The 24,457-nt window shown below is 39.6% G+C and carries 20 protein-coding genes; 3 read left to right on the top strand and 17 right to left on the bottom strand.

The window, feature by feature from the left end; translation table 11 throughout:
- Position 1 precedes the first annotated feature (1 nt).
- The 11 genes from L2567_RS20155 to L2567_RS20105 form a co-directional block, all read right to left on the bottom strand.
- Positions 2-466 carry a toll/interleukin-1 receptor domain-containing protein gene (locus tag L2567_RS20155; RefSeq protein ID WP_235299664.1) on the bottom strand — a complete coding sequence of 155 codons (465 nt, stop codon included), beginning with the start codon at positions 464-466 and terminating at the stop codon, positions 2-4.
- Complete coding sequence (locus L2567_RS20150) at positions 466-1,125, bottom strand: hypothetical protein (RefSeq protein ID WP_235299663.1); 660 nt, start codon at positions 1,123-1,125, stop codon at positions 466-468. Before L2567_RS20150 ends, L2567_RS20155 begins: the two co-directional genes overlap by 1 nt.
- A gap of 4 nt (positions 1,126-1,129) precedes the next feature.
- Positions 1,130-1,801: a hypothetical protein gene (locus L2567_RS20145; RefSeq protein ID WP_235299662.1), complete on the bottom strand. Its 672-nt coding sequence runs from the start codon at positions 1,799-1,801 to the stop codon at positions 1,130-1,132.
- Positions 1,802-1,913: 112 nt separating this feature from the next.
- A complete protein-coding gene (locus L2567_RS20140; protein WP_235299661.1) occupies positions 1,914-3,239 on the bottom strand; it encodes a TRAFs-binding domain-containing protein in 1,326 nt (441 codons plus the stop codon).
- Positions 3,240-3,570: 331 nt separating this feature from the next.
- Positions 3,571-4,809 carry a threonine ammonia-lyase gene (gene ilvA / locus L2567_RS20135; protein WP_235299660.1) on the bottom strand — a complete coding sequence of 413 codons (1,239 nt, stop codon included), beginning with the start codon at positions 4,807-4,809 and terminating at the stop codon, positions 3,571-3,573.
- A gap of 83 nt (positions 4,810-4,892) precedes the next feature.
- Positions 4,893-5,939, bottom strand: a complete 1,047-nt coding sequence (gene ilvC / locus L2567_RS20130) for a ketol-acid reductoisomerase (RefSeq protein WP_235299659.1) — start codon at positions 5,937-5,939, stop codon at positions 4,893-4,895.
- A 34-nt stretch (positions 5,940-5,973) separates the two neighbouring features.
- Positions 5,974-6,513, bottom strand: coding sequence for an acetolactate synthase small subunit (gene ilvN / locus L2567_RS20125; RefSeq protein ID WP_235299658.1), 540 nt, complete (start codon positions 6,511-6,513; stop codon positions 5,974-5,976).
- Positions 6,513-8,252, bottom strand: a complete 1,740-nt coding sequence (gene ilvB, locus L2567_RS20120) for a biosynthetic-type acetolactate synthase large subunit (RefSeq protein WP_235299657.1) — start codon at positions 8,250-8,252, stop codon at positions 6,513-6,515. The genes ilvN and ilvB overlap by 1 nt, the downstream gene beginning before the upstream one ends.
- 13 nt (positions 8,253-8,265) lie before the next feature.
- On the bottom strand, positions 8,266-9,936 hold the full coding sequence (ilvD, locus tag L2567_RS20115; protein ID WP_235299656.1) for a dihydroxy-acid dehydratase: 1,671 nt from the start codon (positions 9,934-9,936) through the stop codon (positions 8,266-8,268).
- A gap of 286 nt (positions 9,937-10,222) precedes the next feature.
- Complete coding sequence (leuB, locus tag L2567_RS20110) at positions 10,223-11,347, bottom strand: 3-isopropylmalate dehydrogenase (protein WP_235299655.1); 1,125 nt, start codon at positions 11,345-11,347, stop codon at positions 10,223-10,225.
- Positions 11,337-12,503, bottom strand: a complete 1,167-nt coding sequence (locus L2567_RS20105; protein ID WP_235299654.1) for a 2-isopropylmalate synthase — start codon at positions 12,501-12,503, stop codon at positions 11,337-11,339. Before L2567_RS20105 ends, leuB begins: the two co-directional genes overlap by 11 nt.
- A 231-nt stretch (positions 12,504-12,734) precedes the next feature.
- On the opposite strand from L2567_RS20105, the gene L2567_RS20100 reads away from it, so the two are divergent.
- Both L2567_RS20100 and L2567_RS20095 read left to right on the top strand, forming a co-directional pair.
- Positions 12,735-14,201 carry a hypothetical protein gene (locus L2567_RS20100; RefSeq protein ID WP_235299653.1) on the top strand — a complete coding sequence of 489 codons (1,467 nt, stop codon included), beginning with the start codon at positions 12,735-12,737 and terminating at the stop codon, positions 14,199-14,201.
- Between the two features lie 100 nt (positions 14,202-14,301).
- Positions 14,302-14,850: a hypothetical protein gene (locus L2567_RS20095; RefSeq protein WP_235299652.1), complete on the top strand. Its 549-nt coding sequence runs from the start codon at positions 14,302-14,304 to the stop codon at positions 14,848-14,850.
- 83 nt (positions 14,851-14,933) lie between these two features.
- Here L2567_RS20095 and L2567_RS20090 read toward each other — a convergent pair whose 3' ends face one another.
- Both L2567_RS20090 and L2567_RS20085 read right to left on the bottom strand, forming a co-directional pair.
- Positions 14,934-15,713 (bottom strand): DUF6503 family protein, encoded by a 780-nt coding sequence (locus tag L2567_RS20090; RefSeq protein WP_235299651.1) that lies wholly within the window; start codon positions 15,711-15,713, stop codon positions 14,934-14,936.
- 11 nt (positions 15,714-15,724) lie between these two features.
- Positions 15,725-18,130 carry a glycoside hydrolase family 31 protein gene (locus L2567_RS20085; RefSeq protein WP_235299650.1) on the bottom strand — a complete coding sequence of 802 codons (2,406 nt, stop codon included), beginning with the start codon at positions 18,128-18,130 and terminating at the stop codon, positions 15,725-15,727.
- Positions 18,131-18,364: 234 nt separating this feature from the next.
- On the opposite strand from L2567_RS20085, the gene L2567_RS20080 reads away from it, so the two are divergent.
- Positions 18,365-19,261: a T9SS type A sorting domain-containing protein gene (locus L2567_RS20080; RefSeq protein WP_235299649.1), complete on the top strand. Its 897-nt coding sequence runs from the start codon at positions 18,365-18,367 to the stop codon at positions 19,259-19,261.
- Here L2567_RS20080 and L2567_RS20075 read toward each other — a convergent pair.
- Genes L2567_RS20075 through L2567_RS20060 form a run of 4 tightly spaced genes read right to left on the bottom strand, consistent with a single transcriptional unit; the run spans position 19,256 to position 23,996 of the window.
- Entirely contained in the window at positions 19,256-20,209 is a 954-nt protein-coding gene (locus L2567_RS20075; RefSeq protein WP_235299648.1) for an AMP-binding protein, read from the bottom strand. The genes L2567_RS20080 and L2567_RS20075 overlap by 6 nt on opposite strands.
- On the bottom strand, positions 20,196-21,230 hold the full coding sequence (locus L2567_RS20070; protein WP_235299647.1) for an o-succinylbenzoate synthase: 1,035 nt from the start codon (positions 21,228-21,230) through the stop codon (positions 20,196-20,198). The genes L2567_RS20075 and L2567_RS20070 overlap by 14 nt, the downstream gene beginning before the upstream one ends.
- Positions 21,230-22,918 (bottom strand): 2-succinyl-5-enolpyruvyl-6-hydroxy-3-cyclohexene-1-carboxylic-acid synthase, encoded by a 1,689-nt coding sequence (menD, locus tag L2567_RS20065; RefSeq protein ID WP_235299646.1) that lies wholly within the window; start codon positions 22,916-22,918, stop codon positions 21,230-21,232. The genes L2567_RS20070 and menD overlap by 1 nt, the downstream gene beginning before the upstream one ends.
- The gene (locus L2567_RS20060; protein WP_235299645.1) at positions 22,881-23,996 is read right to left on the bottom strand and encodes an isochorismate synthase; all 1,116 of its coding nucleotides are present in this window, start codon (positions 23,994-23,996) and stop codon (positions 22,881-22,883) included. The genes menD and L2567_RS20060 overlap by 38 nt, the downstream gene beginning before the upstream one ends.
- Positions 23,997-24,457: the final 461 nt, after the last annotated feature.

Raw genomic sequence — 24,457 nt, 5'->3', positions numbered from 1 at the left:
CTCAATTTAAACTGTTTAACTTTATCATGTAATCTACAACATCTGTGATCCTTCTGGCAATATTGGTGTAAGCTTGCTCTGGTCTTTGAAATGTAGAAACAGGTACACCACCATCTGGCAAAGCTTGAAGGTTCGAATATTCGAAATCCTTCCAAATGCATTCTTTGAGTATAATAGGAATCACTCTTGCAGAACCCTGACTATGACGTTCCATTGCTACTTTAAGTTCTTGTTCCCATATATAATTAGAATTGTTAAAATCAACACTAATAAGAAGAAGTATGATATCCGCTTCGTGCAGGGCATGCTTAATATTATCATCCCAAACATCTCCAGCCATTATGGCATGGTCACTCCAAACATCAACCTTACCCAAACGTTTTAAGCTAATCAGATACTTATCCAATTCTGACTTCATGGCTTCATCTTCGTGAGCGTAAGAGAGAAAAATTTTTAGTTTTTTCATCAAAGTATGGTTGTGGTGGGATATTTCAGCACGTAGGTTCCTTTAGGAATTTTAGTATTCTTTCTGACTGACATCTTATTGTCACTGCCTAGCTTTGAATAGACAAATCTCTCAAAACCTCTTGCTTCTACTAGTCCAACATTGTGCTCTAGTGTTATGATTTCAACCCCTGTGTCTTCATCCTCAAAAATTAATTGTTGAATATTGAAAGTCTTTTTCAATTCAGTTGGCGAAAACCTTCTATAATTCGATGGATATATACTTCTTTTCCTAATAGTCAAAGACTTTGGCCTTTTAGATCCAATTTCAACTTCGTTTCTTAAGGAATCAATCAAAGAACTCATATCTTGATTGTCTCCTTGAGTGGAACTAATTATTTCTCTCTGATTATCGACTTGCTCCTTAATTTTCACTATTTCGTCACGGTGTGAATCTCTCATTGAGTCAATCTCACTTTGGAGAGAGTCAATTTGTATCCCATACAATTCAATATCCATCTGCTGCACTTCTTCGCTATACTTTCCTTGATAATGAACATACGTTGTAACCCCAGTCCCAATCAATAAAAAAGCTCCTAGAAATACAAGCGTTAAAAGGTTAGCCCACTCTTGTTTTTGTACATAGCGTTGGAAGGCATTTAAATTCTTTATTTGTCCCATAATATTAGATTTTTGAAGCGCTATATTTAACGAAACTGACAACTGAAAGACTGGCAAACATCAATAACAAACCAAAACTAAGAAACTCTGCACCGAATCTGACATAGGTAAATAACGCTGCTCCTATTCCCAATAAACCATTGACATAGGTAATGATTAAAAAAGCTTTCCCCGAAGGAATGGAGATAGGAGTGAATTCACCTGTCACAAAGGAAACGATCTTTTTTACGATGTTTGAAAAAATGGAGTCGTTGTCAGATGTCTTATCTGTCGATTCCAGAACAGATTCTTCGGCAGACGGGATCATTTTCTCTTTAAGGTCTTTTAGTTCTGGAATAACATCATAGAGACATTTACTTGCCAGGACGGGAAGGATTTCCTTCTCTAACCTCTTGCGCTCGAGAATAATTTCCAATTGGTCTTCATCATTCAATAAATCAGCACTTAAAAGAGGGACCATTAAGTCGGCTTCTAAGGCATAATTCATCTTTTCATTTTGATCTCTTGCAACCTTAAAAAGCTCCTCTTGATCTAAAATTCTGACCACTTTACTTTTCTCAAATAATAAGAACTGCTTATATAAGCCTTTTAATATCTGTAAATCACCCGCATCATTAGAATGGGCGATGAAAATATTCTGAGTTATGTTTTGGTTTAATGAGGCTTTGTTTTTCATTGTGGATTATTTTCCAATGAGGGGAGTAATTTTAAGTTAAGTTACAATAATCCATCTTTTATTGTTCTAATTTAGATCAGATAAATGTTTGTCATATGAAATTAATTACGAGTTATCGTTGACTTTTTAATTCATTAATCAACAAGTCTATTCGACTTCTATAACTAGCATCCTCAGAGTGCTCTCTTAGCATCTCCAATGTTTCTGACGTGGTTTCCGCCATCCAATATTCTTGATCCGGAATCAAGTAAAGGGCCTCTTCTAAGTATTCTTCAGCCTTATCAAAATCTTCTCCAATCACGGACAGTTCTAACATTGTAGCTAAGTCCCAATAATCTGGATCGGATTTTTCAATTTTTCTTTCGACAGCAAATCTTACTAAGGGTAGATACTTATTGACAATCTCCTCTTCGCCATTAACCTTTGACAAAGTAACCAAATTAATTCCTGGATATGCGTCTCGCCAATCTGCTTCAAATCCCTCCCGATATTTATTAATGGCTAGCTTTAAGAGACCTCTAGCCTTTGAAATGTTACCTGCTTTTTCATTTTCTTTCCATGAATCTTTAAATACCCTACCTAACAGACTATTTGTCTCTGGGTCCGCTCCGTATTTTGCTATTAATCCTTCAAGTATCTTAATTGCCTTTTTTCTCTCCCCTTTTCTATTTAAAGCAAAGGCTAATTGTTCTTGAACCAGTTTTGTACCCTGTAAAGGTCTATTCATTTCTTCAAAACATTTAACCATTTGATCCCATGCACTATACGCTCTGTAGGACAAAAATAAATCAATTACCACTCCAGCTTCTTTTTCTTCAAGAGGCTTCAGTTCATCATGCAAATCTTCCAGAACTTGCAATTTTGCATTTCTAGCTTGTAATAATTTCTCCTTTATATTTTCATTGTAATCATTCTGCTTTCGAAATAAGTCAGTTTTTTCATGTGACAGATTGTGATGAACTTCAAGATCCTCTACTAAATCAAAAACAGGGCTATCAGCATTATCATTTTTCTGATTCATGATCCACGAAGTCAACTCTTTCAATGATTTAGTAGCATCTAAAAGCTTCCCATTTTGATTTAGCTCATACTTCAAAGTCCTCTGCATCACAAGATCAAACGGCAGATCACTATCAAAGGCGCTTATTGGAATAGTGGTATAAGGACGGATAGCATGTCTTATTCCTAATTCATAAAACACATTGGCATTAGAAGTCGTCAAGTCAGCAATGGCATACTCGCACAGAATTAGTCTTTCGAACATTGGTTTGTGAATCGACCCACCCATATGTTCTTCATCAGCCCTTATCGGCTCAAGGTGGCAAGCCACTACTGCAGGTTTAATCAATTCTCGATAAATTGCATCAAAATCAATCAATCTCCCTGATCGATCTTTTTTCTTCCCAAAAGGCATTAAAATAAAGCATAGTGGTTTCATTGCTAAATGTGTTATGATTATCTAAAATAATAATTTTTCGATGCTTGGAACTTTGATATTTTTCAGATGCTTTATTCGTGAGTTCTTTTTCAATTATTTATTGCAGCCGTAGATCTTTTCGTTCTAATAAGGGAAAAATGAGCAATCCATAATTTGTCGTTTTGGGAATTTTTTCTTTCTGATTTATTGGAAATCCGAGCTTGATATAGTTTGTTCATACATTCTTTAGAAAAATTACAGTTATATCAAATAGTTAGAAACGCAATTAAATTTGATCAGAATTGAAAAAAGGGTTCGATTTTGACAGGGTTGCTATTAAATTCACCTCCCTTTACACCAGCACCCCCATTAAATCCGGTTTGTCATTGACCGTTTGGTACTGAATGCCGGCGGCGTCCATGCGCTTGATTAAGGAAGCATAATCTTCGCGATGTTTTAACTCGATCCCCACTACCGCTGGACCGCTGGTTCTAGATGTACGTTTGGTGTATTCGAAAAATGCAATGTCATCATCCGGGCCCAAAACTTCTAGAAACTCTCGCAATGCGCCTGCTCGCTGAGGAAAACGGATGATGAAATAATGCTTTAATCCTTCATACAGCAAAGATCTTTCTCGTATTTCTTCTGTTCTCGTAATATCATTATTTCCACCACTGACCACACAAACGACATTTTTACCTTTGATTTTGGCGCGGTATTGACCTAAAGCAGCAATGGCTAATGCTCCGGCTGGTTCTACCACAATGGCCTCTTCATTATACATTTGCAGGATAACGGAACATACTCGCCCTTCATGTACCAAAACCATGTCATCCAGCACTTCCTGGCAAATCATTAATGTTTGATCTCCCACTCGCCGTACTGCAGCTCCATCCACGAAGGGGTCTATAGTTTCCAATTCTACCACCCTACCACTTCTTAAAGATTCATACATGGCCGGTGCACCTTCCGGCTCAACCCCTACGATTTTAGTATGAGGGCTCATTGACCTAAAATAAGATCCAACTCCGGCAGCAAGACCTCCACCACCTATTGCCATAAATAAATAGTCAGCAGAAACCCTTAGATCCTCCAAAATTTCAATTCCAACCGTTCCTTGCCCTTCAATGGTTTTGATATCATCAAATGGATGAATAAATGCTTTTTGCTCAGAATCAGCATAAATCATGGCAGCCGTATAGGCATCATCGAAAGTATCTCCGATCAGAACAATGTCAATGTAATCCTTTCCAAATCGTTTGACTTTTCTGACTTTTTGTTTGGGAGTAGTCGCCGGCATATAGATCACACCCTCTATGCCCAATAATTGGCAAGCCAATGCCACCCCTTGCGAATGATTTCCGGCACTGGCACAAACCACCCCTTTTGAGGCTTGTTTCGCTGTTAGCCTAGTCATCTTATGATACGCTCCTCTGATTTTGTACGATCGGACCGATTGCAAATCTTCTCGTTTCAGAAATACATTGCAATCATACTCTTCACTTAGCGTGATGTTTCGCATTAAAGGAGTATGAAGAATAACATTTTCTAATTGCTTAGCTGCCAACTCAATGCTTTCTTTAGAAATCATAGTATCGTATTTCAGTTTCTAGCTGCTAAAAAAAAGTGCAACAGATGGACATCTGCTGCACTTTTAATGAGTTAATTCGTAATTTAATCGTTAGAAGGTCTTAGCGATCTTACTGTTCTGCCTGCTCTCCACATTTCTGATTCTCGCAATTCTTCCAATTCTTTTTCTAATTTTTCTCGATAGTCTTTTTGACTGTTAGAATCAATTGACTTTTGAGCTTCTCTACCTGCTGCTACTTCATCGTACAATTCTTCGAACACGGGTTTCGTCGCATCCCTAAACTTTTTCCACCAATCCAATGCACCCCTTTGAGCGGTGGTGGAACAGTTCGCATACATCCAGTCCATTCCATTTTCTGCAACCAATGGATATAATGATTCTGTCGCTTCTTCCACAGTTTCATTGAACGCTTCTGAAGGGGAATGTCCTCGGGATCTTAGTAAATCATATTGAGCTGCAAAGATACCTTGAATCGCACCCATTAATGTTCCACGCTCTCCGGTCAAATCAGAAAATACCTCTTTCTTGAATGTAGTTTCAAAAAGGTAACCAGAACCAATTCCGATTCCCATAGCAATCACCCGATCCCGTGCTCTGCCTGTAGCATCCTGATGAATGGCAAAGCTTGAATTTAATCCTTTTCCTGCTAGAAATAATCTTCTCAGAGAAGTTCCTGATCCTTTTGGTGCTGCAAGGATCACGTCAATATTCTTTGGTGGAATAATATTGGTCCTTTCTTTATAAGTAACAGCAAATCCATGGGAAAAATAAAGTGCTTTACCAGGAGTTAGATACTTTTTTAAAGTTGGCCACATCTCAATTTGTGCAGCATCGGAAAGCAGATATTGAATGATGGTTCCTTTTTCAGCTGCTTCTTCGATGGAAAACAGGGTCTCTCCCGGGACAAAGCCATCCTCGATGGCTTTATCATATGATTTAGACGGTGAACGCTGACCAATAATGACTTTGAATCCATTATCTCTAAGATTCAATGCCTGACCGGGTCCCTGCACACCATATCCTATGATAGCAATGGTCTCATCTTTCAGGACTTCTCTTGCTTTTTCCAAAGGGAATTCCTCCCTCGTTACGACGTTTTCCTCTACGCCTCCAAAATTCATTTTTGCCATTGTATTAAGCGGTTTTGTTTATGTTTCTGATTAATTAATTTTCGTTTATGGTGATGTTCATTTCCTTTAGATATTCTAAAAGTTTTTCCATTGGTTTAGGAATCGCTACACGGCCACTTCTAACAAACTCAAAGATGCCATGCACCTTGAGGTCTTTAAACAGATCGTCCGTTTCGAATTCGTGACCTGTTTTTTCAATCACTGTATATTCAGGTTCTATTCTAAGAATACGTGCATTGTGCCTGCGTATGATCCTTTCTATGACATCACCACCTGAGAAAGCCTTTGTAGGTACTTTGTACAAAGCGATTTCCTGATGTACGATGTCGTCATTCGTATAATAAAAAGATTTTAGAACTTCAATTTGCTTGTCCAATTGACCGATCAGTTTCACCACTTGTTCTTCAGTTGTCTGTATGACGATGGTAAATCTGTGAATACCCTCGATAGAAGATTGTGAAGTGGTCAAACTATCAATATTGATATGTCTGCGGGTAAAAATTGACACAACTCTTGATATCAAACCAGTCCTGTTTTCCGTAAATACGGAAATGGTAAATTCTTGCTTCTCCATTATTCTAAAATTATTTCGGAAACTCCGGCACCCGAAGGGACCATAGGGAATATATTCTCTTCTTTGACTACCATGCAATGCAGTAAATAAGGTCCGTCGTAGTCGAGCATTTCTTGCAGACCTGCTTCAACTTCTTCAAGCTTGGTGATTTTTTTACCTGCAACACCGAAGCCTTCAGCAATTTTTACGAAATCAGGATTGGTCAGTGCAACCGATGAGTATCTTTTCTCGAAAAACAGTTGCTGCCATTGGCGTACCATGCCCAAATACTCATTGTCTAATAAAATGATTTTGACCGGCACGTTCCATTGCGAACACATCCCCAATTCTTGCAAGGTCATCTGAAAACCGCCGTCACCGATTACTGCGAGGCATACTTTATCTTTGTTTCCTAGCTGAGCGCCGAAGGCTGCCGGCAATCCATAACCCATCGTTCCTGCACCACCAGAAGACACCCATTGATTGGTATCATTGTAATCATAATATCTGGCTGCCACCATCTGGTGTTGTCCTACATCTGTAGCAACAATGGCTTTTCCTTTTGTCATTTCTGAGATCATCTTAATGACTTGTGCCATCTTAATTTTACCATCAGGGTCGGGAGCCATATCTTTAGAGATGACTTTCTCTTGCTCTATTTCTTCATGGTCGTCAAATATCTTGTTCCATTCCGGATAGGACTTTTTTTCTATCTTTTCTGTCAATGCGATCAGCGCATCTTTCGCATCTGCGTGTACAGGAGCATCTACGGGTACATTTTTACCAATCTCACATTTGTCTATTTCAATGTGTACCACTTTGGCTTGCTTAGCATATTTATCCAGGTTGCCGGTTACCCGATCGTCAAAACGCATGCCGATGGCGATTAAAACATCGCATTCGTTGGTTAAAACATTGGGGCCGTAATTGCCATGCATGCCCAACATTCCTTTGTTCAAGGGATGATTTTTGGGTATGGATCCCCAACCATGGATGGTACATCCAACGGGAATTCCGGATTTCTCTACAAAGATTTTGAATGCTTCCTGGGCATGGGCAATCTGAATGCCATGACCGGCCAGGATGTATGGACGTTGAGCATTATTGATCAGTTCAGCAGCTTTGTCGATTTCTGCCTGGTTTAATTTTGGATGAGGGAAGTAACTTCTAATCGCAGGTTTTTGATGATATATGAAATCGAGTTCGTCAAATTGTGCATCCTTAGTGATGTCAATGACCACAGGTCCGGGGCGTCCCGAATTGGCAATATAAAACGCCTTTGCAATGACCTCAGGGATTTCGTGAGCTTTGGTCACCTGGTAATTCCACTTAGAAACAGGAGTGGTACAACCAATGACGTCTGTTTCTTGAAAGGCATCGCTGCCCAGCACGGAAGAGTGGACCTGTCCAGTGATACAGACTAAAGGTGTTGAATCCAACATGGCATCACCGATACCAGTAATTAGATTAGTAGCTCCAGGTCCGGATGTGGCAATACAAACACCCGTTCTCCTGGTCACTCTGGCATAACCTTCCGCTGCGTGTATGGCGCCTTGCTCATGTCTTGCCAGGATGTGCGTGAGCTGATCCTCGTAATGATAAAGTGCATCATAAAAAGGCATGATGGCACCTCCGGGATAACCAAAAATAGTATCCACGCCTTCTTCCAATAAGCATTTGATAATGGCCTCCGCACCCGTTATTCGTTGTGCTTTTCCATTTTCACTTGCTGTTACTTTAGTTTGAGTAGCCTTTTCCATGACATCCTATAGTTTATTGATCTGTAACGCAACCTTCAGAGGCTGTAGATACAGAGTTGTAATATTTTCTTAAAATACCCTTGTGGGCTTTCGTTGATGGCTTTTTCCAATTCTTTCTCCTTGCTTCCAACTCTTCATCTGAAATTTCGAGGGTTAGTTTATTATTAACGGCGTCAATAGTAATAACGTCGTCGTCTTCAATTAATGCAATGTTTCCACCAACCTCTGCTTCTGGTGTAATGTGTCCTACTACGAATCCATGTGTTCCACCGGAAAACCTACCATCTGTGATGAGGGCGACAGAGTTCCCAAGACCAGCTCCCATAATAGCTGAAGTTGGCTTAAGCATCTCTGGCATCCCTGGTCCACCTTTCGGACCGGAATACCTGATGACGATGACTTGTCCAGGCTCTACTTTCCCTGCCACAATAGCATCATTGGCATCTTGTTCTTTGTCAAATACTCTGGCCACCCCTGAAAATATCTCTCCTTCTTTCCCTGTAATTTTAGCAACAGAGCCTTCCAGAGCCAAATTACCATATAAAATTTGCAGGTGCCCCGTTTTCTTTACTGCTTGGTCCATATCTTTTATGATGCTCTGATCTTCCGGAAGTGCAGGAACATCTTTTAAATTTTCCCTCAAGGTTTTCCCTGTAACGGTGAGGCAATCACCGTGCAACATGCCCAATTCAAGCATTTTTTTCATCACAGCAGGAACACCACCAATGTTAAAGAGATCTTCCATTACGTATTTTCCGCTAGGCTTGAGATCTGCTAAAAATGGTGTGATATCACTTAGTCGTTGGAAATCATCAATGGTAATATCGACGTCGGCGGCTTTAGCCATGGCTATTAAATGCATAACAGCATTGGTGGATCCGCCAAGTACGATAATGGTTCTAATCGCATTTTCAAAAGCCTCCCGGGTCATGATATCCGAAGGCTTGATATCCTTATCTATAAGGTGTTGAATGGCTTCGCCAATGCGTTTTGCTTCTTTATCTTTCTCTTCAGAAGTAGCGGGAATACTCGAGTTGAATGTCAAACTCATACCCATCGCTTCAATGGCGGAGGCCATAGTGTTGGCGGTGTACATTCCTCCGCACGCACCTGGTCCGGGGCAAGCTTTCTGTACTACAGCTTTATAGTCCTCCTCCGAAATAGTCCCGGCTACCTTTTGACCCAGAGCTTCGAATGCAGAGACGACATCTAATTTCTGATCCAGATGACATCCAGGACTAATGGTCCCTCCGTAAACGAGGATTGCAGGTCGATCCAGCCTGGCTATGCCCATCATGGCTCCTGGCATATTTTTATCACATCCCACTACGGCAATAATGGCATCGTACCATTGAGCTGAAGCCACGGTTTCAATAGAATCGGCAATAATGTCTCTAGAGGGGAGGGAAAAGTTCATGCCTGCTGTTCCCATGCTGATGCCGTCGCTTACACCTATTGTATGAAAGATTAGACCTATGAGTTTGTCTTGATTGATGTTGGATTTAATGTTGGCCGCAAGATCGTTCAGGTGCATGTTGCATGGATTGCCTTCCCATCCGGTGCTGACGATGCCTACCTGTGGCTTTTTTAAGTCTTCTTCAGTTAGTCCTAATGCATATAACATGGCCTGCGCCGCCGGTTGGGTCGGATCCTGTGTTACGTGCTTGCTGTATTTATTTTTCATATTTGTCATTCATTTTGTTTTTGGGCGCAATCTGCGATTGCTTTTAGGGCGGTCACTTCGTTCCCTGTTAGGGCGCTCGCTGCGCTCACTTTTAGGACGGTCACTTCGTTCCCTTTTGGGGCGCAATCTTCGATTGCTTTTAGGGCGGTCACTTTGTTCCCTTTTAGGGCGCAATCTTCGATTGCTTATGGGGCGCTCGCTACGCTCACTTTTGGGTGCTTGCGGAGCTCGCTGTTTGTGTTAAATCGTTCATTCAATGATGAAGAACTAAAATTCCTATCAAGCATCAAATGATGCTCGACGACCCCATTCTTAACTGCCGCTTATTAATCTGCTCCAAATCTTCAGCGATAATACTGTAAATCAAATCGCCTAGTTGAGAACAACTATAGTGTACTTCTACATCTAAGTCAATGGTCAATATGCCCTCATTCATACATAATTCAACTGCTCGCTCTACTTCATTGGCCTCTATATCCATCCCAAAGTGTCTGAACATCATGCCGACAGATAAAATCGTACCTAAGGGATTCGCTATATCCTTACCTGCTGCCTGAGGAAATGACCCATGTATAGGCTCAAATAAACATGATCTCCTACCAATGCTTGCAGAAGCCAATAATCCCAGGGAACCTGCAATGACACTTGCTTCTTCACTCAAAACATCACCAAATAAATTCGAAGTCAAGATAATGTCAAACTGAGAAGGCGCAATCATCAGTTGCATAGCTGCATTGTCAATATACAAATATGATGTTTCAACCTCTGGGTACTCAGTAGCCATCGCCCGAACCACAGACCGCCATAACCTGGAAGTTTCTAAAACATTAGCCTTATCTACCAGACATAACTTTTTACGTCTTTTCATTGCGGCTTGAAATGCCAAATGTGCTATTCGTTTAATCTCGTTTTCAGAATACACACAGTGATCATATGCAATTTTGCCATCTTCATAGCGCCCTTTTTTTCCAAAGTATATCCCTCCTGTCAATTCTCTATAAATAATCAGGTCAACATTCTTAATCCTTTCGTTCTTTAGCGGTGATAGATGCAGAAGTTTTTTATAAACCTTTATAGGTCTGATATTGGCAAAAAGTTGCAGCTTTTTACGCAAGTCTAACAATCCTTGTTCTGGTCGAATTTTAGCATTCGGATCACTATCATACATCGGATCACCAATAGCGCCAAGTATGATCGCATCCGCACTCTTGCACTTTTCAAAAGTGGCTTCCGGAAAGGGATTTCCTGTTTCATCAATGGCCTTTGCACCGATGAGTGCCTGATCTAGCTTAAATTCATGATTGTATCTGTAACCAATGGCCTGAATTGTTTTCACTGCTTGTGCGATTACTTCAGGTCCGATTCCGTCGCCGGGTAATATGGTTATATTTCTTAATCTTCTATCCGGCAACCGAGTATATCTTTGTCTTCAGCAGTTTTTCCAGATCAGAATCTTCTACCTGCTTAAGTCTATCTGCTAAATCAAGAAAGTGATCATAGGCTACATCCAATTCCTCTTTGGTTAAGTCATAGCCGATCAACTTGGATCTGTATGCTATAGCGGCTCTACCACTTCTGGCAGTTAATACAATAGATGAGTGATCAACACCTACATCTAGCGGATTCATAATTTCGTAGGTAGTTCTTTCCTTTATTACACCATCCTGATGAATACCTGACGAATGTGCAAAAGCATTCGCTCCGACTATTGCTTTATTGGGCTGAACAATCATTCCCATCCGCTCGGATACCAAATTGCTCATGTAACTGAGCATCTTGGTATTGATACCTGTTTCGAATTGTCCTTTAAATCTTTGATTTAAAATCATCACAACCTCTTCTAAAGAGGTGTTTCCCGCTCTCTCACCTACACCATTAATCGTACATTCAATCTGTCTGGCACCATGCTGTACACCCGCTATAGAATTTGCCGTCGCCATGCCTAGGTCATTATGACAATGGGTGGATAAGATGGCCTTATCAATATTTTTTACATTGTCTCTCAGGTAAGCAATTTTAGCAGCATATTCCTCAGGTAAGCAATAGCCTGTAGTATCCGGAATATTAAGAACCGTCGCTCCTACTTTAATTACTTCTTCGCAAACTCTGGCAAGAAAAGCATCGTCTGTTCGCCCTGCATCCTCTGCATAAAACTCCACATCTTCCACAAAAGACTTAGCGTATTTTACAGCCGCCACGGCTCTTTCCAACACTTTATCCTGCGTAGATTTAAACTTGAATTTTATGTGGGAGTCAGAAGTGCCTATACCAGTATGAATCCTTGGCTTTGCAGCGAATTTTAAAGCCTCTCCAGCTACCTTAATGTCATTTTCTACAGCTCTGGATAAACCACATACTGTAGCTTTCTTTATAATTTTGGAAAGTTCCGTGACGGACTCAAAGTCTCCAGGACTGGAAACCGGGAAACCCGCCTCTATTATATCGACGCCCAGTTCTTCCAACTTAAGCGCTACTTCTATTTTTTCTTTCTTATTTAACTTACATCCCGGTACTTGTTCTCCGTCTCTTAGTGTAGTGTCAAAAATGTGGACTTTTTCAGCAGCCATCTTTCAATTTGTTTAATTTCTTTAAAGAACTTATAAATATATTTCAGTGTTTTACATTTCCCAATTCAAAATTCCATTATCTTACGATTTCAAATGAAAATAGAGATATCATAAAATATTGTTAAATAGATAGTTATAGTTATTTAAAGTACGATGTCAAGTAATCATAACTCTTCACTCATCCAGTTAATTAATTCGCTTTCACAGGCCGAAAAACGACATTTTAAGCTCATGTCCAAAAGAACCAATGGATCGAGAGAACCCCTTTTTATCCAACTCTTTGACTTTCTTGACAAATACCAAAACCAGGAAGATCAAATCATTGCTCAGAAAATTTCAGGTATTAAAAGAAGCCAAATTGCAAACATTAAAGCACATCTATACAAACAATTGCTTGCCTCTCTGAGACTTTACCACAGAAGCAATAACATTGACATATATCTCAGCGAACAACTGGATTATGCCTATGTTCTATACGACAAAGGAATGTATAAAGCTAGTCTGGAGATACTGGATAAAGCAAAAAATCTGGCCATCGAAAAAAAGCAATATATGGTAGCTCAGAATATGGTTGAATTTGAGAAGCATATTGAGTCTCAGCATATTACTGGAAGCATGTCAGCAAAGGCACTGGAGCTGGATGAAATATCACACTACCTGATCCACAGAAACCAAAAGTCTGCCAACCTATCTTCAGCTTCCTTGCAACTTTATGGACTATATCTTAAGCATGGTTACATCAGGAACAAAAGTGATTATAGATATGTGACAGATTATTTTGACAAGTTGATGCCCTCTTATGATTTGCAGGATCTCGATTTCTACGAGAAGATGTATTATTTCCAATCGCATGTATGGTATTCCAATATGATTCATGACTTTCTTAATTACTATAGATACGCACAGAGGTGGGTCAACTTATTTTTGGAGTATCCGGCAATGATAGAGAAGGAGATGTCTTCTTATATCAAGGGCTTGCATAACGTTTTAAATGCTTTATTCCTGGCAGGGAAATATCGAAAGTTTAAAGAGAATTATCAACTGTTAGTAAACCTCGATACGCAGGAGCAGTATCAAATAAATAGGAATGTGAAGTCCCTTTTATTGCTTTTCGAGAACGTGCATCTGATTAACTTACACTATATGCAGGGTAGTTTTACAGAAGGTTTGGCAGCAATTCCCAAGCTGGAACAATTGCTAAAAACCAATGAGTATAATTGGGATCCGCATCGAATAATGGTTTTTTATTATAAGATCGCCTGTCTATATTTCGGAGCAGGGAAAAATGAGGAATGTATTCATTATTTGAATTTGATCATTAATAATTATTTCCCCAAGGTTCGTGAAGACATACAGAGCTTTGCCAGAATTCTGAACTTGATCGCTCACTTTGAATTGGGAAACGAGTTGCTAATATCCTATCAAATCAAGTCGGTCTTCCGCTTTTTATCGAAGATGAATGATCTTCATGAAGTACAAAAAGAGATTTTTAAATTTTTAAGGAAAACACCTCGTATTCAGCAGGAAGAATTGGATGAGGAATTTAGAATATTGAGGGACAAATTGGTCGTCATTCGCCAAATGCCTTTCGAAAGGAGGCCTTTCCTTTATTTAGATATCATTTCCTGGTTGCAGAGTAGGATAGAAGGCGTAAAAGTGGAAACAGTAATCGCCAGAAATTTTGCTGCAGTTCAATGATTGAAATTTAGATATTGTGCATTTGTTTTAATCCATTAATAGAACATTTTGACACTAACTTTATTACATTGGCACTAGAAGTAAATATCAAAGTAATAAGATGGACAGCGACTTGATTAAAATTCAACAGAAAGTAAAGAAATATCACGAAATTTTAGAGAACACTAAGCAGTATAGAAAAGACTGGCACGACGGATTGAAAGAGTTGATTATGAAAACGCTTAAAAATATCTCATCTAAAACGGGACTCGATGCAGAAATAGAAGTTCAGGATAAAGTGGAGAATATGGAATTGATTGTTTTCAATTTAGGAAGGACCACTAGCGGTATTTCTGAAAAGGTAGACGAGACGGTGAAGCGCCCTATGATCAAAAGCAATGGTGCACTTATTTATCAGCAATTGTTCAATGGAAAAGTATTGGTTATGGAATCTCTTCCACACATCGAAGGTTACGGTGACCCCAGGCCTCCTAAAACCATTGAAATTTTGAGGCCAGATGAGTTGAAGAAACCTTTCATCTATAGACACATGGAAATTTTTCTAAAGGACGTGACCGATTGGGAGGATTACGATGATGATGAACCACAGCAAAAGGCCGGATTTAATCCCATTGGATTCAATACCCAGATCATAGAGGAAGAGGATTAGAGAATATCGATTAATGGCAATCAGTTTGTGACCGAACTATAGCTCAGAAGGTGGTTAGTAGATTTGAACTGGGTGAGAAAGACCTATTTTAAACTGTCGATTTCTGCTTCAGCAGGCATTTCAAAAATAGACTGATCAAATGATTCTTGCATCAACTCCACGTTTTGAAACAAGTTTTCATATCTCTTTTCTGTGATGGTGTCTCCTGAAGTTCTGTATCCAGACATTTTCTCCGGCAGCAAAAGGCCACTGATTTCTTTCCATTGGCTATAATGCAGCGCGTTGTATTGGTCTCTCTTTTCTTTTGAGAAATAAGTAACTGTATACATCAGCCATTCCATCTTTTTGGTGTCGGGGTCATAACACAAAATATATTCGTCATCCGGAGCATCTCCCACATCGTTGTTGTAAGAAATACTTATCCTATTCAATGTTTTTCCTTTGATTTCTGCAGGCTCCATAACATCATAATTAATTCCGGGATCAGCCAGAACAAACGGCATGGCATAGAAATAGAAAATTAAGTTGTGATAGAACCTGGCTGAATTTCCGCCATAAGCTTGTTTATCTGGACTCACCCAAACTTCTTCGCCATCATATCCAATGACCCAATTTCCACCCTCTAATCGCACTTTCCGGTTACTAAGATCGATTTTGTGCAATTCCTTTTTGTCGCCGCGATTGAACTCATAAGTCATGGCCTTCATTTTTTGCCATTGTTTCAGTCCGCCATGAGCCTCAAGTACAGCCTCCATTTCATCGGGCATATTTTCATAAACATCTGAGTATTGAGTTTTTTCAGATGTTGTACAACTGAAAATAAGGATAGAACAAAAAAGAATACTAGCGACTAAAAATTTCATTCGATGTAAGTTTATAGTTGGATGTCTATTTTTGAAAAACTTTGTTTAACCACAATCTCTACAATATTTCCATTTAATCGTTGATAATAATCCACCTTATTCCCATCTACCTTTATAGAAAGTTCGGACGCGGACAGTCCAATAAAGTGAACTCTATATTTGCTGAATTCCGGAGTAAACTGACCTTCATAAGTTTGTGTCAATGAAAAATTTGAGAGATTTCCTTCAGTTATAAACTTCGTGTAGCGAAAGGCCCCGGCTTTATAGTCAAAGCCATCACCTCGATCATGATAAAAGCTACTTTCTGTAACCTTCCTACTATAATAAACTTTTAAAGTTACGGTATTCACAATATGCTCCCCCACATGCTGCAAAACAGGATATAATGGTATCACGGCACCTTCTCTAAAGAAAACGGGAATTTTAGACAGCGGAGAGGGGATAGCATGGGTTTGATTACCGGCAAAGTATGCATTTGATTCGAAATCGTACCAGACCCCTTCAGGTAGAAAAATATTCTTTTCTTTTTGGCCCTCTTTCATGATAGGGGAATAAAAAAGGTGATCCCCTAAATATCCCGATTCGTTATTGTTCCTCAAATAGGGTTTTTTCATGCTGCCATTGAAAATGACCGGCCTGAGTATGGGCTTTCCAGTTATGGTGTGCTCATAAAAGCAAGTATAGATATAGGGCAGCAATCGATACCTTAACTCTATGGCCTCTCTTACTAATTTTGTGGCTTCCTCCCCGAATGTCCATGGTTCCTGGTCACCATGATCTCCGGAAGAGTGATTTCTAAAGAATGGATGAAAAATAGCCAATTGCATCCATCGCACAAATAATTCACTTGAAGGCTGATCAATAAAACCACCTACATCAGAACCACAAAAAGAAACACCACTAATGCTTAATCTGAGGGTCTGCATGTGTGCTAAAAACAGATGTTCCCAGTTGGCCAAATTGTCACCTGTCCATGTACTACTATATCTTTGCATTCCTGCAAAACCGGATCTAGTGATGATCAACGGTCTTTTATCTTTTGCAAACTTTTGAAACCCTTCTGAAGTTGCTCTGGCCATTTGCATACCATAAACATTATGGGCCTTTCGATGAGAACAGGGATGACCATCATAGTGATGTCGCACATCAGGTGGAAAAGTTTTGGATGGGACTTCAAAAATGGCCGGTTCATTCATGTCTGTCCAAATTCCGGAAAGTCCAACATTGGCCACCAGATCTCCAAACAAACCAGCCCACCAGGTTCGAACTTCGGGATTGGTAAAGTCAGGGAAATAACACTCTCCAGGCCATACCTTGCCTTTCATATGCGGTCCATCAGATCTGCGGCAGAAATAGTCTTTAATTAAGCCTTCTTGAAAAACATCGTAATCAAAATCAATTTTGATTCCCGGATCTATGATGGCCACGACTTTGAAACCGTCCTGTCCTAATTCAGAGACCATTTCCTTGGGTTCAGGAAAGCGTTCCTGGTCCCAGGTAAAACAGCGAAAGCCGTCCATATAATCAATATCAAGATAAATGGCATCGCACGGAATTCGCTCTGCTCTTAATTTGGCAGCAATTTCCTTCACCCTCGATTCCGGGTAGTAAGACCATTTACTTTGTTGGTAGCCCAAAGCCCACATCGGTGGCAGTTCAGGGACTCCGGTTAGGTTTGCATATTGACTACTCACATCTAAAAGGTCATCACCATGCAAAAAGTAATAGTCCATTTCACCTCCCTCAGCCCAGAAACTGACTACTTCATTTCTTTCATGACATATGTCATAATGCGTTCTGAAGCTATTGTCAAAATAGATTCCATAAGACTTACCCTGATGGAAGCTATAGTAAAGGTTTATGTTTTTATACATGGGATCTGATCCCCTGTGGTATCCAAATTGATCCGTCCCCCAATTCGTGAATCGCTTCCCTCTCACGTTCTGACCAGTGGTTTTATCTCCTAAGCCATAAAAAGCTTCGTCGACAAATGCTGTTTTACTCATTTTTACCATTTCACCACCATATTCGTAATTGGATTCCCAATGAAAGCCTTTTTCGTCAGAGCAAAGAAGTACTCCTTGATGATCGTAAATATGCACAGAAATGGGATCTTTCAGAATATGTATTTCCAGCAGGTTGGTTCTGATGATTACTTTGGAGCTTTCCTCTCCCAACGCATAACTCACTTCTTGTTTACTAAAGGTGGGATCAATGGCATACGAGAAGTCGGCTGGGAAAAAGGGATTGACGGCATACCTGAAGCGAATGATTTTAGGTGTCATCAATTCGATTCTAAGGTGGCACTGGTTGTCCGCTGAAATCGTGAAAATTTGATCTTCGTGGTGTAAGCTTACAAAACGACCAGGATATTTTTCCTGATGTGCATATTGAATCGCTCCTCTCATTTCGATCATTTCTTCACAAGTTGTAGTGTTGGCATCGCAATTATATAAAACTCTATCATCTATAAAGACACCTTAACTAATAAAGTTTACCACTACAAATTCTTTTTTCTTCATATTAAAACTATCTTTAAAGTATAAAAGATTTTAATACAGTTATTTATGTCTTATAAAATACATTAATATGATGTTTTAGGCATAGTTTATGTTACTTCTTTCATATTACTTATTAAATACTTAAAATTTATGAAAACTACAGGCTTTACAATGATTTTGCTATTGATCGTGGGATCATTTAGCTCCCTAAGTGCACAGGATGTTTGCCCTACCATGAACACGATGAAGGAAGGTTCCTGCATTCTGATTGAATATCCAAGCGCAGATGCTGCTTCAAAGGCAATAGCTGCACCTGCCGAGATCTTGGTCATTTCAGAAAGTTCACATGAAGAATCGAACGGGACTTACATTGCACAATCTAGTTGCTCAGGTACAGAAGTGATCTATACCAAAGCGGGTCCGTGCAATTGTTCCTCTTATGATGGCACGATTGCAGGAACTTTCAATTTTATTCAATCTGAAATGACATGTAAATATGATGCAGCGGGCGTTTTACCTGTGACCTTCTCTTATTTCACGGCTGAAAAAGAAAGAGATATGACAGTTTTGAAGTGGGCAACCCAATTTGAGTCTGACAACGAAGGCTTTTATGTCGAAAAGAGCAATGATGGTAAGTTTTTCCAGGAATTCGCATTTGTAGTAGGAGAAGGTAATTCATCTACAGAAATTGACTACGATGCTGTAGACAGAGATCCCTTTTCCGGATTGAATTATTACCGATTGAAGCAAGTGGACTACAATGGCAATGAGCGATATTCTGAAATTGTACAAGTAGACTTTAGAAGCAATCAATCTATGACGGTCAATTTTAACAGAAATGACGAACAATTAACCATACGATCGAAGAAAAACTTACAAAGTATAGAAATCTTTGATATGGCTGGAGTGAGAATTTACAAGGACGCATTAAAATCAAATGAAAACCAACATTTCATTAATCTTAGCGGACAGAAGAAGGGTCATTTCGTGGCAGTTATTACAGATGAAGTAGGAAATGTTGAGACCCTTAAATTTTCTAAGTTATAATTCCATCAACTGCTGAGGTGAAAGCCTCAGTAGTTTTCCATTTTCGCTGTATTGGAATTCACTGGTGACGAAAATACTTTTAGGTATTTCCAATTTACTGAGTGACTTAAAAATTTCTGCAGCAATGTTCTCCTTTGCAACCATCACCAGTTGCTCTCCAAGAATAGGATGACTTTCCTTTGTGAGATAAAATTCACCAGGATAGTGTGTGCGGATTTTTTTTTCGATTTCTTCTACGATCAGTTTGACACCTCCGCTATTAATAACATGGTCAGATCTCCCTATCCACTTCATTTTTTTTGATCCTTCTATTATTGCAAGATCATTGGTCAGCAACGGTTCGTCCAGAATTTTGGAAGCGTGAATAAACAGTCTGCTGTCTTTCTGTACAGCAAATGAAACCCCTCTCAAGGCATGAAAAAAATCCTGTTTTTCACTTAAGTTTTTCACGGCCACATGGCTTATGGTTTCTGTCATACCATAACTGTGGTAGAATGTATTGGGTAGTTTTTCAATTTGTGCCAATGTGTGAGGTGAAATATCTGAGCCACCAAGAAGTACTTTCTTAACTTTCCGAAGCTGTGTGCTCGCATGTTCGTCTATTAAAATGGCATTTAATTGGGCAGGGGTCAAACTACAAAACGCTATCTCTTCTTTAATAACAATTTCAGATAAGGGGTTTAATTTGGGTACAACTTCTAATACTTTTAGGCCCCCGATGATGGCTCTGATAGCAAGCATAAAGCCACCTATTTTGTTAGTGGGAAGTGCCAACAGCACTTGCTCGCCCTTTTTTAAATCGAAATACTCCAGAGACATTCTGGCAGAAGCTTCAATTTTACTTTTGCTTAAGCGAATGGTCTTGGGTTGACCAGTGCTTCCTGAAGTCTTGATTTCAATAAAATCTTCTCCGCTAACCCACTTTTGTAATACCTCAGAAAAACTCATTTAGTTCCCAATTTTTTGAGGTGTTGTAGTGAATTTCTTCATTTCGGATCTCAAGAGGGCTAGCAATATTATCAGTATACAAACTACCAGTACCGAGACCTTGATGACCGATAGGCTGAAGTGTATAAGTCCACTGGCTTATGGCGTTTAGGCCAATGTTACTTTCTAGGGCTGAGGTAACCCACCAGCCAATGCCTTTTTGCTCAGCATCTCGTATCCATTTCATACTGCTTTTTAAACCACCCAATAAACTTGGTTTTAATATGATGTATTGAGGATTGATTTGATCGAGAATAAATGTCGAAGAACCGATCAATTCTTCATCCAATGCTATTGCGAGTGGCGTATGCTCACAAAGTTCAGCCATCAGTTCAATTTGACCAGCCTTGACGGGTTGTTCTATGGAGTGCAATCCGAATTCACTCAACCTTTTGAGTTTTTCAATGGCTTGGTCTGGTAAAAATGCCCCATTGGCATCCACCCTTAAAATTAAATCCTCTTCAGAAAAAGTATTTCTGATATGCGCTATAATTTCCAATTCATCTTCAAAGTTGATGGCTCCTATCTTCATCTTCAAGCAAGTGAAGCCTCGTTCTAAAAGGTTTTGTGCTTGTGAGAGCATGTCATTTTTATCACCCATCCAGATTAGACCATTGATGGGTATGCCAGCATTTCCGGATGTAAATTGAGATGGAAATAAAATCTGTACGCCATCATTTTCAAGATCTATTAGCGCACTCTCCAAACCAAACTTAATAGATGGCCACAAGTCTAAACTTTCTAAAATTTCCGAAATTGGTCTCTCAACGTTGATTTCAACTATGATGTGGTTCAATTGATCCAGATAGTCAGGCCGATCATCCAGGCTCAAACCCTTCAGTACGCTACATTCTCCTACTCCTTTTTGTCCAGCACCATTCTCAAGAATAATAAAATAGCTCTCTTTTTCATGCAGGACACCCCTGGATGTACCGCTGGGTTTTTTAAAGTGCAATGTTTTTTTGTGGTATCGCGCTCTCATTAATGGGTCTCTTTATAAATGAAACGGAAATAATCTTTAAGCACTTTGTCATTGATGATACGAGGAGTGAATACCTCTAAAATCTTGGCCTTACTTGATGAATGGTAAAAAGTTTCCAGAGCGAGCGCAAGTGATGCTTCGTCATGGACAGCTTCGTATTCTAGATCAAATTTCTCTGCATTCTTTTTTGCAGTCATATCATGATGGGCCTCGAAGTAATTGCTTAATTGATTGGTTTTCGAAGGGCCATCGATAATTCTAAAGATGCCGCCTCCCTGGTTGTTGATGACTATGATTCTCAGGTTAGAATTGATATAGTTATGCCAAAGTCCATTGCTATCATACAAGAAACTAAGATCTCCTGTAATTAGAGTCGTGGTTCCCAGGTAATTGAAAGCTGCGCCACATGCGGTGGAGGTACAGCCTTCTATCCCACTTACTCCCCGATTCGCAAAATAGGAAATGTCCGGTCTTTGATTGAATAGTTGTACATACCTTACAGAAGCACTGTTGCCCATCTGCAACATGGAATTTCGTGGGAGGTGAGGCAAAATGATGCTGAATGCTTTTAAGTCGCTAAAAGCGGCTGATTGGATAAACCGATCATGTGCACTACAACATAATTTCTCTCTTTCGTCATACTTACTTTGAAACTCAGAAAAGCTGTCCTGAGAAGGTGGTTCAAAAGTAGTTAAGAAATCAGCTGGAGCCATTTTAATGTGATGTGTCAGATGCTGGAAAGTGTCATTTGGGTTATTGATGCTGTCAATGTGCCAATGGGATTTTATGGGAAGGCTGGCCAACAAAGATTTAATTTTTTTTGAAATGATGGAATGACCAAAGGAAACCAGCAGATCAGGAGTATATGGCTCTATATGATTGCGGTCAAAACTCTCAATTAACCTATCAATACATTGAAAAATGATGGGGCCGTTGACATTGGAGTGAGATTCACATAGTACGACCACTGAAGAATCCTTAGCCAACTCATTGATCCTTTGATTGATCACAGGATTGTTAGGCAGCATTCCGCAGATGATCATTTTCTTCTCATGAATCTTCCAGATTGCCTGCAATTCTTCGAGGCTTCTTGCTGTCAGCGCTCTTTTTGTTTCAACAGGTTTGATGATTTTTGGAACATGTTCATTTTCTTCTGTTTCGTAAAGAGGTTCTTCTAAAGGTATATTGATATGAACAGGTCCGGGCACAGCATTGTGTGCAAGGTTGATCGCTTCGTTTATTATTCTATCGTTATACCACTGTTCCTCTGAAGACTTAATATTTTGGGGAAGCTGAAAACTCTTCAGAATATAGTTGGAGTACAGGTCAAGTTGTCTCATGCTTTGTCCTGCTCCCTGATCAATCCATTGAACAGGACGGTCTGCAGTCAGTATAATCAATGGAATTCTTTGGTAGTATGCTTCAGCGATAGCAGGTGCATAATTCAATGCCGCAGTCCCAGACGTACAACAAATGACGGATGCTTTTGAGGATTGTTGGGCCAATCCCAGCGCAAAAAATCCGGCGACCCGTTCGTCTGTGATTTGAAAATGAGTAAATGACTTATTGTTGTCAAACTCTATGGCGAGGGGAGCATTTCTGGAACCAGGAGAAACGACAATATTGCTGATTCCCTTAGACTCACAAATTTTAACAAGAGATTGGACTGATTTCTTCGTAGTTGGCATCCTTTTCTAATAAATCGGTCAATGTAGACATTTTAACTTTTGTTTCCTCCCATTCCTTTTCGATATCGGATTCTGGAGTAATCCCTCCACCGGCAAACAAATAGTAGTTATCACCGGTAATTTTCATACATCTAAGGTTGATGTAAAGGTTGAATTTGTCGGGTCCTTCTACATATCCTAAGAATCCACAGTAGTAAGACCTTTCGTATTTTTCAACTTCATATATCAGATCTAAAGATTCTTTTTGCGGGAGTCCGGATATGGCTGGTGTTGGGTGTAATTTTTCAAGGAATTGTTGAATTTTTTCCAGAGGAATTTGGAGGGTGAAATCTGACTTGAGGTGGTAAACTTTTCCTGTGCTGGATGTCCTGACTTGTGATTTAACAAATTCTAAATCTTGAGATTCACAAAGGGCGATAATGTATTTTTCAACCAGGCGATGTTCGTCAATTTCCTTTCTTGTCCACTGGGGCGCAGCATATTTGTGGTCAATTTTTAATGTTCCAGCAAGTGCGACTGTTTTGGCTTTTTGGTTAGCATAAGAAAGCAATAATTCAGGACTGGCACCTATCCAGATTCCATCACCGGGAATATGCATGGCATAAGTAAATGCTTTGGGGTATTGATTCGACAATTTTTTAAAAAACTCATCAATGTATAGTGGTCTATCAAGTTCTTCTTCCTGGACTCTGGAGTAAATGGCTTTTTTAAGGTCTTTCTGATTAAATGCTTTCAAGTAGGTTTTCAGATCTTCGACATATTGTTCTTTACTGACTTCATATATGTCTTGCTTCGGAATCTTGGACTTGGGAAGTTTGTGGAGGTCAATGTTCAAGTTGGCCAGTTCCGAATAAAGAATATTTGTATCATCTGAAAAGTGAATTGGCTTGCTAGTCTCTTTCGTAGAAAACGGAAAAATGTAGAAACCGGGTTTATTAATGCTTGTACCTTCGTAATGATCCAATGGCTTATTTTGGATGATAATTCTGGCTTCTGCACCTGGTTCCCTGAATAGCACAAACGGAATTCGGTTCTTGATCAATTCTTCGATCCACTGTGTTGCATCTTTCTTCGACATGCAGATATAACACATGGAAGTATGGATTTGTTATATGTGTGGTAAGATTGTTTCGGTTTTGATCTTACGATTTTAAATGTGCTGGATGATCATATTGTTAATTTGGTGTTATTGATTTTGAATGAAGGTTGGGCTTACAGCTGAAGCAGCAAGTTCTGAATTAAACTAATGCTATAACCTAGCTTTAGTCGCTTCTTTTAGATCCTCGGAATCTTGATATATGAAAGAGCGTTCCCGAAGGGTTGAGTACGACAGTACTCAAAGCGAATGAACCGCGAAAGCGGGTGGGCGGGCAAGGGCGATACAACAATTCACCCTTAGGTAACTTATAACCTAGCTTTAATCGCTTCTGTTAGATCCTCAGAATCCTCGTATATGAAAGAGCGTTCCCGAAGGGTTGAGTACGACAGTACTCAAAGCGAATGAACCGCGAAAGCGGGTGGGCGGGCAAGGGCGATACA

The sequence above is a fragment of the Portibacter marinus genome (assembly GCF_021533195.1).
Classification (GTDB): domain Bacteria; phylum Bacteroidota; class Bacteroidia; order Chitinophagales; family Saprospiraceae; genus Portibacter; species Portibacter marinus.
Note: the sequence above shows the minus strand (reverse complement) of the source record. Positions and strands in the feature narration are given on the sequence as shown.